Annotated in this window: 22 protein-coding genes; 8 read left to right on the top strand and 14 right to left on the bottom strand. The window is 39.0% G+C overall.

Annotated features, from left to right (window positions below; genetic code table 11):
- The 14 genes from A2003_RS09535 to A2003_RS09470 all read right to left on the bottom strand — a co-directional run.
- The coding region (locus A2003_RS09535; protein ID WP_286687253.1) for an SsrA-binding protein at window positions 1-119 on the bottom strand (119 nt) is incomplete at its 3' end.
- A gap of 99 nt (window positions 120-218) precedes the next feature.
- Window positions 219-419, bottom strand: a complete 201-nt coding sequence (locus tag A2003_RS09530) for a helix-turn-helix transcriptional regulator (RefSeq protein ID WP_125297625.1) — start codon at window positions 417-419, stop codon at window positions 219-221.
- 2 nt (window positions 420-421) lie between these two features.
- Window positions 422-826: a hypothetical protein gene (locus A2003_RS09525; protein WP_286687251.1), complete on the bottom strand. Its 405-nt coding sequence runs from the start codon at window positions 824-826 to the stop codon at window positions 422-424.
- A complete protein-coding gene (locus A2003_RS09520; RefSeq protein ID WP_286687250.1) occupies window positions 819-1,205 on the bottom strand; it encodes a hypothetical protein in 387 nt (128 codons plus the stop codon). The genes A2003_RS09525 and A2003_RS09520 overlap by 8 nt, the downstream gene beginning before the upstream one ends.
- The gene (locus tag A2003_RS09515) at window positions 1,206-1,541 is read right to left on the bottom strand and encodes a DUF7694 domain-containing protein (RefSeq protein WP_286687249.1); all 336 of its coding nucleotides are present in this window, start codon (window positions 1,539-1,541) and stop codon (window positions 1,206-1,208) included. It lies immediately after the preceding gene.
- The gene (locus tag A2003_RS09510; protein WP_286687248.1) at window positions 1,541-1,822 is read right to left on the bottom strand and encodes a hypothetical protein; all 282 of its coding nucleotides are present in this window, start codon (window positions 1,820-1,822) and stop codon (window positions 1,541-1,543) included. The genes A2003_RS09515 and A2003_RS09510 overlap by 1 nt, the downstream gene beginning before the upstream one ends.
- A 58-nt stretch (window positions 1,823-1,880) precedes the next feature.
- Window positions 1,881-2,489: a lambda exonuclease family protein gene (locus A2003_RS09505; protein ID WP_286687247.1), complete on the bottom strand. Its 609-nt coding sequence runs from the start codon at window positions 2,487-2,489 to the stop codon at window positions 1,881-1,883.
- Window positions 2,470-3,318, bottom strand: a complete 849-nt coding sequence (bet, locus tag A2003_RS09500; protein WP_112986281.1) for a phage recombination protein Bet — start codon at window positions 3,316-3,318, stop codon at window positions 2,470-2,472. The genes A2003_RS09505 and bet overlap by 20 nt, the downstream gene beginning before the upstream one ends.
- Window positions 3,319-3,328: 10 nt before the next feature.
- Window positions 3,329-4,393 (bottom strand): hypothetical protein, encoded by a 1,065-nt coding sequence (locus A2003_RS09495; RefSeq protein WP_286687246.1) that lies wholly within the window; start codon window positions 4,391-4,393, stop codon window positions 3,329-3,331.
- Between the two features lie 226 nt (window positions 4,394-4,619).
- Window positions 4,620-4,883, bottom strand: a complete 264-nt coding sequence (locus A2003_RS09490) for a hypothetical protein (RefSeq protein WP_286687245.1) — start codon at window positions 4,881-4,883, stop codon at window positions 4,620-4,622.
- Window positions 4,884-5,008: 125 nt separating this feature from the next.
- On the bottom strand, window positions 5,009-5,473 hold the full coding sequence (locus A2003_RS09485) for a hypothetical protein (RefSeq protein WP_286687244.1): 465 nt from the start codon (window positions 5,471-5,473) through the stop codon (window positions 5,009-5,011).
- Window positions 5,474-5,493: 20 nt separating this feature from the next.
- Window positions 5,494-5,874 (bottom strand): hypothetical protein, encoded by a 381-nt coding sequence (locus tag A2003_RS09480; RefSeq protein WP_286687243.1) that lies wholly within the window; start codon window positions 5,872-5,874, stop codon window positions 5,494-5,496.
- 182 nt (window positions 5,875-6,056) lie between these two features.
- On the bottom strand, window positions 6,057-6,731 hold the full coding sequence (locus A2003_RS09475; RefSeq protein WP_286687242.1) for a hypothetical protein: 675 nt from the start codon (window positions 6,729-6,731) through the stop codon (window positions 6,057-6,059).
- Window positions 6,732-6,738: 7 nt separating this feature from the next.
- Window positions 6,739-7,422: a LexA family protein gene (locus A2003_RS09470; protein ID WP_125297638.1), complete on the bottom strand. Its 684-nt coding sequence runs from the start codon at window positions 7,420-7,422 to the stop codon at window positions 6,739-6,741.
- A gap of 107 nt (window positions 7,423-7,529) precedes the next feature.
- On the opposite strand from A2003_RS09470, the gene A2003_RS09465 reads away from it, so the two are divergent.
- The 8 genes from A2003_RS09465 to A2003_RS09430 all read left to right on the top strand — a co-directional run.
- Entirely contained in the window at window positions 7,530-7,754 is a 225-nt protein-coding gene (locus tag A2003_RS09465) for a Cro/CI family transcriptional regulator (RefSeq protein WP_125297639.1), read from the top strand.
- Window positions 7,755-7,768: 14 nt separating this feature from the next.
- Window positions 7,769-8,095 (top strand): hypothetical protein, encoded by a 327-nt coding sequence (locus tag A2003_RS09460; protein WP_286687241.1) that lies wholly within the window; start codon window positions 7,769-7,771, stop codon window positions 8,093-8,095.
- Between the two features lie 14 nt (window positions 8,096-8,109).
- On the top strand, window positions 8,110-8,994 hold the full coding sequence (locus A2003_RS09455; protein WP_286687240.1) for a replication protein: 885 nt from the start codon (window positions 8,110-8,112) through the stop codon (window positions 8,992-8,994).
- Complete coding sequence (locus tag A2003_RS09450; RefSeq protein WP_286687239.1) at window positions 8,991-9,722, top strand: ATP-binding protein; 732 nt, start codon at window positions 8,991-8,993, stop codon at window positions 9,720-9,722. The genes A2003_RS09455 and A2003_RS09450 overlap by 4 nt, the downstream gene beginning before the upstream one ends.
- Complete coding sequence (locus A2003_RS09445) at window positions 9,719-10,138, top strand: hypothetical protein (RefSeq protein ID WP_286687238.1); 420 nt, start codon at window positions 9,719-9,721, stop codon at window positions 10,136-10,138. The genes A2003_RS09450 and A2003_RS09445 overlap by 4 nt, the downstream gene beginning before the upstream one ends.
- Before the next feature lie 15 nt (window positions 10,139-10,153).
- Window positions 10,154-10,558, top strand: a complete 405-nt coding sequence (locus A2003_RS09440; protein WP_286687252.1) for a hypothetical protein — start codon at window positions 10,154-10,156, stop codon at window positions 10,556-10,558.
- Window positions 10,555-10,806 carry a hypothetical protein gene (locus tag A2003_RS09435; protein WP_286687237.1) on the top strand — a complete coding sequence of 84 codons (252 nt, stop codon included), beginning with the start codon at window positions 10,555-10,557 and terminating at the stop codon, window positions 10,804-10,806. Before A2003_RS09440 ends, A2003_RS09435 begins: the two co-directional genes overlap by 4 nt.
- Window positions 10,803-11,122: hypothetical protein (locus A2003_RS09430; protein ID WP_286687236.1), on the top strand; the 320-nt coding region annotated here is incomplete at its 3' end. The genes A2003_RS09435 and A2003_RS09430, both read left to right, overlap by 4 nt.

Here is an 11,122-nt window from a genome sequence, read left to right as displayed (position 1 = left end):
TCCCAACCCTGAAGTGACATGCCTGCTTCAAATTTTTCTTCGATAAAGTAATCGTGACGCGCTCTTTTATTCTGAGCAATCGTGCCACCATTATGTTTTTTTACAACAATCTTGTTCATCTTAACCTATTGAAATTGATTAACTAATTTATAAGAGGTTATCTTGTTACCCGTTTAGTTACCCGTTTTGAAAGGTACTCGACAAAAGAAAGCCTGCGGTTAGCAGGCTATCATATCAGAATTTTCTTTGTGTTTTTCGACAACTTTCTTAACGCTAGACTCATGCCAATAAACTTCTTTATCGCTAACTCTAATAGGCTGGGGAATTTCACCCTTTTTAATCATGCGATAAAATTTGGTTCTACCTATCGACATTAACTGCATAAACTCAGTTGCTCTGATTCTACGATCAATTTGCATATTCACCCCTCCGCATCCGCTTTTGGTTCTTCGAAAAAGCGTTTAGCCTCTTCAAAATCTGATGTCTTTAGAATTGGATAACCTTTTTTATGGCAATCAACTATCTCACCAAATTTAAAAACACGTTCTGCCATTTCTAAACTGTCACACCAGTACATGGCTTCGTTAAACCAAGATTCTGTATAGAACATATCTTTGGCGTGATCTTCTGCAGTACCTTCCCAAACTTGTACCTCAAAGCAATCATCGAAAATCTCTAAGGCAAATTCATTACCTTCCCTCTCATTCATGCTTTTGTAGCGAGCAACTGCCTTCTCTGCTAATTCTTTGTATGCAGCAGGGCATTGCTCAAACGGGCTATCACATTCAGGTCGGATAGCTACACACCATAATTCTGAATTACTCATTTCCGCCCCTTGCTGCTTCTTCAATCGCAACTCTAATCATGTTTTTGTAGATAAATTCATTACGTGAGTTATGGCTCATGTCTTGAATTTCCTCATCAAAACTCCATGTCGCATCGATCATTTTTGGAGTTGGCTCTTTCGGTACCGAAACAAAACCATCGGGAACGGCTTGGGCTTTGGCTGCTTGCCAAAATTCCCATAATTGTCTAGCTTGGGCTTTCATCCACCAAACTTCATTTTTATCATTAATGGTGTGTGAGAATGGGTTGGAATTTTCATAACTAACAGCCCAACGCTCTACAATGTAAGACTTTTTTGCTTCATTGATAAAGTGATCAATTTCAGTAATTAAAGCCTCTCTCTCAATATCTTTAGTCATTTACGCCACCTTTTCCTTTTTCCAAGCAAAATCAGGCATATCTACGATCCATAAATGGCGCATATTTGCCACATTCACAATGTCTCTATCTGGAGGATAAATCTCTACTGCACACTTATCTGCATAACCCAGAAGTCTTTTAATATGCATAAGCTGATCCCAAGTAATCCCATCAGCCCAATCGTTACCTTTCCGCTTAACTTTGTTTACAGTCAATCTTGTTGGCTCATTATTAAGATTAAATATCTGAACCAAAAACTCTGAACTTTTATAAACTTCATTAGGTGCATTAGGTCTCTGTGCTTGCTCTGCTGTAAGTTTTATTTTCTTAAACATCACGCCACCTTCAAACTTTCTAAAAATTCTGCTGCCAAGTCATGCATTAATAAGTTGCCTGACCCTGATACATACCAAATACCCAAAACACCGTTGTGTCTAAATCTTAAAATCTCGTTCTGTTCAGTTTTGCTGTAGACATCAGCACCCATATCTACAAGCCAGTTTGAAAATTCTTCAAGCTTAGAAGTTTGAAGCGCAATGCGATTCTTATAACTTCTTGTACTTCCATATCTTCTTCGAAGAATTTGCCAGTCATTTAGAGGGATATTTTTCACCATGTCACACCCACCATTACTGCCAACACAGTCAATATGAGAAATCCAAGTTTGAGTTCGATCATGCTGCGACCCTCAATGAAGCCTTTGCTTCTTCAATAGTTCTATTGAATGCACGAACATCACGCTCTAAACCCTCAATATTTAGGTCTTTAGCAAAAATACGAATAATGATGATCTGCAATTCAGGATCTAATCGTGGGTCATAGCTCACAAAGTCACACCATTCACGACGAGTACAAGCCAGTTGAGAAGTGATCTGAGGTATGTGTTCTTCAGGTACTTCTTTAGTGAGTAGTGTATTTAAATGAGTTGTAGTGTCAGGACATTTCACTTCGATCTGCCCATTTTCACCGACTAAGCCATCAGGAGAAGCACCAAACATTTCAATGAAAGGGTGGTCGATTAAACCTGTGCCATTAACAAAGAAACCTGTCTCATTTTCGTATGCTGCGATTGCATGTGGTTCGTTATCGATTCCCCATTGCATATAAAAATTTGTTGGCGTTTCTTTCTGAACGCCAGTAAGGCGCTCAGCTAGAATTGTTAATCCCAATGCATTTAAAGCTTTGCCCTTACTGGGCTTTGCATTTAAATCTTTAACTCGGCTTGCTGTGACTTTGCCACAGCGTTCCGCATACCAATCATCACTACGCTGGAGAATGTTCATAGGTTTCTCCTTGTGGTTGATCAGCTCGTTGAGCAGCTTCTTTTAAAGAAACACTATGAATTGACCAGAAGTATTTTTTGCATTCGCCTTTAGGTAATTCAACATATCCAGTCTGCAAAGCTTCTGAGCCTTCCATAGCTAATGCACGCATATTGTTTAAGTGTTGATCTTCAAATTCTTGATAACCTTCAGGGATATTAGGTGTTACATCCTTAACAGGTTGACCGCTTTCAGCAATTCGTTCTGCTTCGTCTTGGTCGTGAATGCCGACGAAGCCGAAAGCCAAACGAGCACATTGAATTGTTGCTTTGTGACGCAAGAAGCGTGAAGGGTGACTTTGCCATGGACCTTCTACCACATAACCTGTTTTTGATTTGAATGGTGCGCGATAACATTCGGATAGATACTCACGAACTACTGTTGGATGTGTACGATCTTTGCGATAGATAACGCACTCAACCCATTCAGGTGCGTCAACTTTTGCACCATCCATGCGAACCATATTTTCTGAAAACTTAAACTCCATTCCATCAAAGTTAGAGTTTCCATTAATGATGCGTGACCATCCATCTACACCAACAACAGGGATAATCCCTTTATTTTTATCAGGGAAAGCATAAATTTCTTTAGTCCATGGGTTTAGCTTGTACTGACCTGCAACAATTAGTAGTGAAGCCATTTGTGCATCCGTAGCTTGTGTTTCAGTACGGAATGCAGTTTGAATCAGTGTTTCTTTCAACTCTTGAGGATTAACATTTGCCAATCCCAAAGTTTCAGCAACGTGTGTAATCTGAGTTGTGATTAAAGTGTTTTGTACTGGTGCATTCATTTTTTAATCCTCAGTATTTGATTGAAACGTTAGGAATTTGGTTGCGAGCAATTGCAGTGATGATTGCTTTGATTTGATATTCTTCAAGACCAACACATAGATCGATCAAAGCTTTTGATGCTGCTTGATTGATAGAGCGCATATGTTCAACATTGGCTAAACGCGCTTCTTCTGCTTTACGTTCAGCTGCTTCTTTGGCTGCTTGTAGACGCTCAATACGTTGACGCTCTATTAATGCAGCTTGTTGTGCACGTAATTCAGCTTCTTCTTTTTCAGCAATTAAGCGAGCTTCACGTTCAGCAGCTTCACGTTTTTCTCGCTCTGCTTTTTCCTCTGCTTCTTGCTTTTCACGTTCAACTCGACGTTGTTCAGCTAATGCTTTTGCTTCAGCTTCAATACGTGCTTTATCAGCAGCTTCTTTAGCGATACGCTCATCACGTTCACGTTGTTCACGCTCTAGTTGTTCTTTGCGTAGACGCTCTAATTCAGCTTGTTCGGCTTCATATTTTTCACGAGCAACAAGGGCAGTGCGTAACTTTTCAAGAGTCTCAAACTTTGCAAGTTTTGCTTCTTGTTCGAATTCTTCAAAAGAGGAATCGATGCAAACATTTTCTAAGTCATTAATAGCGACTTTGATATTTTCGCTTGTCCACTCAGTAGGGTGGTTTTGCAAAAGATCAGCAGGCATCTTGATACCAATGATTGCGTCTTGATGTTTCTTAACACGATCTTCTTCTGCATTTTCCCACGCATCACGCGGTGCCAAAATCTCATCACGTAAAGCATCGAACTTTTTAACAATGGCAATACGGTCGTCATCAATTAATTTAATCTGAGCTTTTTGCTCTGCAACCAATTCTTTACCGCATTTCTCGATCAATGTTTTTGATTTACTTACTTTCATAGCAAGTGAACCAATCGCATCACGACCTTTTTTAGTTGTCACATCTGGAACGTGTGAGCGAACTTCTTGAGCAATATGTTCAAACAATTCATCTGTGCCACCGCGTTTAGCAAAAGCAGCAACAATCACGTTTTGATCTAAAACTTGTAATTCATTAACTTGAGCATTCATCTCTATTCTCCTACATGACTATGTAGCTATAACAAGCAGTGCATTGACCATCTTTTGTAACTTGCATCAAATCTTTACAGCAGAAGCAGTACTCAAATTTGACTGAGTTTTTCTTCTTCTTTTTCTTTTTAGGTTTGACTGTTGGGGTTGTATTCATCTCTATTCTCCGAGCAAATATCTGCACAATTTCCTTACTTTTTGGATAAATTGCGCAGATTTGTTCTCATTAGGCTGTTAATTCGGCTTTGATTTGATTAAGTCGGCTTAGCGTTTCAGTTAAATAAGCCGTTCTAGTTTTTGTTGAATATTGGTCGCTTATGCTTAATCCAATGCTTTCTGACCCACGCCCTACATAATTAAAATTAATCATGTTTCCGCTCTGAGTTACGATCGTGTCAGATTTATTTGAAAGACTAAGCAATTCACTTACAGCATCTTTAATGCGGTGGCTTAAGCGCGTGATTTCGATGAGTTCAGGATGAGCGTTCATCTCACACACTCCACACAGCAGGGCAGATCACAGCGTAAAGCACGTATAGAGCTGCAAATAAACCGATAAACACAAAGAACATTGCAAGAGCAAATTCTTTCCAAGGGTCATTCATGGCTGTGCTCCTAGTCCGTGTATGCAATGAATGAAAATCGATTTTCAGTAACCCACTCAAAGCGACCACCAAATGTCCCATCAACTTCTTTTTTAAGTTGATCTATAGACATTCCTCGAGGGAAAGCGCCTATCTTTTTCATAGAACTGTTCGAATGACTTTCTGTTCTGAATGCAACTTTCTCAAACTCGAATGAGTGGTCATTTAACTGATCAAGAAATTCCTTTTCACGTTGCTTCATTTGCAAATACCAATCACTTGGTGGCAAAGGTGTACTTTGCTCTTGAACGTTTTCATCTCGTGACGCCCAATCACATTCGTTGCACTGAACTTCACAATGGCAGTAACCACAAGGAGCACTAATGTGACAGCTACAACATTCCATATCTGTGTCTTTAACAATAGTTCCCTCACAGCCATTACGACCACAAATATCCTCTTCACAACAACCGTGTTCTTCATGTGTAGTATTCATTCTTCTTCTCCACGGAGCGCTTAAATGCGCTCTCTTAGTTCTTGTTCGATAATGTCTTTGATCTCTACAACGTCGAGACGATCAACGTATGCTTGGATTTCGCCATCTTCTGAATAGACGCGAATGTCTTTGATTTCTTTTACTTCAACATCAAGCCAGTTATGACCAACACCGTTGCCATCTTTATAAACGTCAGCAACGTATTGCACTTCAATTGCATATTCTTCATTTGCAGTTAAGAGTGTTGCTTGTTCAGTTTTGACATTGATTTCGTCAAGCTTGAAAGGTGCCATGATTGTGACTGGTTCAGGCTTAGCAGGTTGAAACGCATAAGCAGCAGTTAATGCACTTACTACACCTGCAAAGCCGATTGATTTGACTACATTTGCTTTTATGTTCATACTCATCTCACTCTTAGAGTAAAAGTCCCGCGTCGCCAAACTGTCGGGGCTTTTTTTTTGGTTGGTGAGATAATATTAGGCATTCCTAATAAATTAATCAATAGGTATTCCTAATATTTTTTTATTTTAATTTTGATGAACAATAAAAAACCCGCCTAGAGCGGGTTTATGAAGAAATTAAATTATTTGGAGCAATCTATTTTTATTGACCACCTTTTTGAATTGGGATCAAATTCTGGACTTAATGCAGCAATAATATGACCTATAGCTTCAGGTTCACATGGATTATTTGTATTAGTTTTATCTATAAACCCCCAATACACTAGATTGCCCTTAGAGAGTTTGTCAGCATACTTATCACTAAAACCACTAACCAAAACAGTTCTACTTGTGTCAGCCAGTTGAACTAAAAAATGATAAGTTCCATTATTTAAAAGAGTTTTTTCTTGTATTAACCCTATACTCATTTGATTAGGTTCAAAAATTGCCTGAAAATTACTTGAAGCAAACTTAAATGCATCCAAATTATTGGAAAAATGAAGTGTTTTCATTGGAGGGATATATTTAGTTTTTTTACGTTCTTCACCATCTTTTGAACCACTAACAACCCATATTCTTATATTGTTCAGTATGTTATATCCAAAAGTTAAAAGCAAACCTAGTGGAATAAAATATAAATACAAGTGAAATATAAAAGAATGCCTACTATCAGGAAAGTAATATGGATCGAAAATTTCCAAAAAGTCTAAATTTCTTTTCATTGCCCAAAAAAACAAAGAAATCAAGCCTATATTTAATAATATAAAACCAGCTCTTTGAGCTGGGGTTTTAGTGAAATGTCGCCAAACTTTAGTCATTATTTTCTCAATATTTGTAATCACGCATATGGCGAACCATAACGCCTATTATAGAAATTGAATGGTCTTTAGATGAAATTACTGGAAAATCAGGATTTAATGGAACTAATTCAAATTCCTCTCTACCATACTCATCATACCCAGTTACTCTATATTTTTTGAATGTAGCTTCATTATCACCATTTTGAGCCACCACAAAGCTACCTGGTTTAGGTGAAAGAGCACCATCCACAATAATTTTGTCATTTGGCATAAATTCAGGAGACATACTAAGTCCCTCTAAAACTAGTCCAAAAATTAAAGTAGGGTCTGAACCAATATAATCAGTATATGAATAACTTAGAGGAATTAATCCATCATATGCGACGCTGTTAAACAGCCCAGCTTGTACATGATCCAATATAGGTATTTTCCTTAAATTTAAATCAAAGAATTCTGCATTTTTAAATTCTTGTTGTTTTTCTATATCTGTAGGCGATCCCGATCCTGTGCCTAACCAAGTTGAATTTACTTTTAAAAACTTGGCAGCTTTTATTAAATTTGGTCCTTCCATCGTTTTCGACTTTCCACTTAACCAGTCGCTAACTGATGGTGGTTTTACTCCAACAGCACGAGCAAGATCAACTCCCTTAATTTTTTTAGGTGGGAGTACTTCCATAGCATATCTAAGGCGTTCAGCTAATGTTTTCATAATCTGATCCAAATAGTTAGGTAATCCTAACATGAAATAAATTAGGTATTCCTATTGATTTAAAATAAGGAATGCCTAATAATTAATAAAAATCACTGGAGACCGACATGACAGACGATCAATTAATACAGAAGCTCGGAGGCTGTAATGCAGTAGCCAGCCTGTTGGGGATTCGCCCATCTTCTGTAAGTGGTTGGGCAAAAATTCCTACTGAAAGAAAAATCTTCTTAGCCGTAATTGCTGAAGATCGAGGAATTTGTTCTCGAAAGCAGTTATTCCCTGATTCATATGGGGATATTTGGATTGAACTACGTGAAAAACGAGCTTCTTAACAGGAGAACTTTCAGTGTCAGAAAAACTAACTGCAAGCATCACTTTTAAATGCACGGATGAAGTAAAGATCAAATTAGAGCGTATTGCTCGTTCAAGGAAATTGAATGGCTCTTCAGAGCTTATGCGTAATGCTGCCATGGACATCATCTTCGAGGTAGAGGAGATGCTTAATTGTCTACAAATGCCAATCGATCTGACCACAGTTACCGAAGATACAAAGAATACGCCTGAGCCATTCGAGCTTGAGCTTGCACCAAATCCGCATAAATCACAGGCACAAAAAAAGCTCAATTGTCGCAACCAATTGAGCCTTATTTGCCATTCCACTGCAAAGCAATGAATGAGAACTGAACCATGAATTTAGCACACAAACATGATAGCCCACAAGGTGAAGTTATCGAGTTTCCAAAACAAGAGCGACAAGTTATGTCAAAGAAAGATGAAGGCTATACAAGAGTGCCGAATTCTTTAATTGACGACCAGATAATGGCGCAATTAAACGATAAAGCTTTTAAATGCCTAATGTTCATTGTGCGCCAAACTATAGGCTTTGATCGTGACGCACATGCAATCTCTATCACTCAATTTCAAAAATACTGTGGCATCAAAAAACGTGACACTGTTATCGCTTGTATTAAGGAATTAGAGGACTGCAATTTAATCCAAGTTGACCGAAAAACTGGTCGATTAAATCAGTTTAAAGTCACTGCTGACCAGTACCAACAAACGGGACTAGTACCATCTAAAGGTAGTCACACTAAACGGGACTGGACTAGTACCGTGAAAGGTGACTGGACTAGTACCACCAAACGGGACTACACCAGTCCCGTTGAACGGGACACTATTAAAGAAACATTTAAAGAAAATATAAAAGAAAACTTTAAAGAAAATATGTGTGGTGAAAATCAGGTCGATTCAGTGCTCAAACTTTGGACACCTGAAATTCAAACTTTGAACGCTTGGTTGCAACGATCAGGCATCGCAAAAATGACTCAACAAGAAATCGATTCTTGGCTGATTGAGATCAACGGGTATTACTCAACGAAAATCGAATCGGGTTCAGTCACCGAAACTCAAATGTATTCAAATTTCGTCAAGTGGATCAAACGCAGTTTCACAACTCGTAAACCAGCACCACAGCAACAAATCGATTCTCGCAACGTAAACCAAGCTTGGGCAAACGTTCAAACGAATTATGAGCCAGTTGAGCCAGTTGAGTTGGAGGATTGGATGCTATGAACGCAATGTTTAACCAGGTGATTGTGCAAACCCAAGCACGTTGTAAAAAACACAACGTTCCAATGATCGAAATGTTCAACCGTGAATCATGTCCGATCTGTGCAATTGAGTTTGTGAATGCGTCAAACAAACAACATGGGATTCAAGTTCAAAAGTCTGTACGTGAAAAACACTTCGCTGGGGCAATGATTCCTAAGCGACACGAAAATTCAGGTTTTAGAAATTACAACGCTCAGTTGTCAGGGCAGAAAGTCGCACTTACTCAAACTGCAAGCTATGCCAAAAAGATCGTGAACGGTGATGTGACGAATCTTGTGATGGTTGGAAACACTGGAACAGGCAAAACACATTTGTCATGTGCAACAGCAAGAACACTTTTGGCGAAAGGCAGGTATGCACGTTACATCACGAGCGAAAACTTAGCACAAGACATCATGGGCGCATGGTCAAGAACTGACGATAGCGAACGCAACACGATTGCACGTTACACCGAGTATGACTTGTTGATTCTTGATGAATACGGACTACATGACCGTGAAAAGCGCTTAGAGCCAGTACACAAGGTTTTGTACTCACGATATGACGCTGGCAAAGCAACCATGATCATTTCAAACATGACACTTGATCAACTCAAAACTGACTTAGGTGATCGTCTTTGGTCACGTCTGCAACATGGTGGACTAACCATCATCGAATGCAATTGGGCAGATGCGAGGGTTAATTCATGAGAATCACTGAACAGGAGCTAGAAGCAATCCAAAACAAGCGAAATAACGCAGAAAAACGCACATTACAGCTCGATAAAAGCAAAAGTGATGCAAGGGTACTAGGAAGATTAAAACAAGGCGCTATGAACAAAACAGAGCGTAAATATAACGATCACCTAGAAAGCAAAAAAATGAAAGGCGAAATCCTTTGGTTCAAGTTCGATTGTATCAATTTGAGATTGGCAGATAAGACGTTCTACAAACCTGATTTTTTCGTTATGACCAAAGATTTTGAACTGCAAGTCCATGAAGTGAAAGGTCACTGGGAAGATGATGCTTTAGTCAAAATTAAAGTAGCAGCCAGTTTATATCCTTTCTCTTTTAAATCAGTGCATTGGAATGAAAAAAACAATGCTTGGGATGTTAGAGAGTTTTAGGAGAGCGAGGTGAACATGCGAGTTGATGGAAATGCTTTAACGAATGATCCTCGCGCACGCGCGCGTTTTGTCGAAGCCCGAAAAAAAGCTAAGAAATTCATAGTCCAAAAGAGAGGTTACAAGCTTCCAGACTTCAATCGCATGATTCTTGATTTACGCAATTTAGGTTGGTCGCACGAAAAGATTGCTTATGTGTTGGACGTGCAAGGCGGTAGCACTGTTTCAGCTTGGGCAACTGGTTCTGTTCCTGATTACGTTCACGGTGAACAGTTTGTAATGCTTTGGAGAGAGCAGACAGGCATTCAAAGAGAACCACGTGAGGGCGAGTGGCAAACATACAAATATGACATTGGTCAGCTTGATCTGCTGGACGTTTTAGACAACTTCGCTGATCAGTTAGATGAGGAATTAGCGGTATGAGTAAAACTGTTGATCTAAAAGTTAAAAGAGAAGCAATTGAGCACGGATTAGATATTTTGATCTTTGCTTCTCATGCAACTAAGCCGTTCAAACTTTCAGAATTAAGAAGCGATGTGATTGAGTCAACAAAAACTAAGGCTTACACCATCATTTTGGTTTTGATTGACTTGGGTTATATCGAAAAAGTTTCGTGTATCACATACCAAGCAACCGACTTTGCTAAGCAATTGTTCGGAGGTGCTAAGTGACTCCAACACTCACTCAAATTAGAGCAGCTTTGCAGAATCTAGCAGCGAAGAAAGGTCGTCCTGATTATGAGCTTTGCACAGCTAAACGAGTTAAGTACGCAATGGATAACGGGTTAGAGCATCACTTGATTCAAGAGCTGCCATTTTTTGAAAACACTAAGGAAATCGACAAGCCATTAAAACCTTATGGAACTCGCCAATATCCTGATCCTAGAGAACGCAAGGAAATGGAGGATTGGCTTAAACGTTACGAAGGTAAGCGAGAACACTTAGCTCAACTAGCAGAATGCACACCAGGAAACATAGGTCACATCAT

This window comes from Acinetobacter sp. GWC1_38_13, from assembly GCF_001767535.1.
GTDB lineage: Bacteria > Pseudomonadota > Gammaproteobacteria > Pseudomonadales > Moraxellaceae > Acinetobacter > Acinetobacter junii.
The sequence above is the reverse complement of the archived record's forward strand: the minus strand, read 5'-3'. Positions and strand labels throughout refer to the sequence as shown.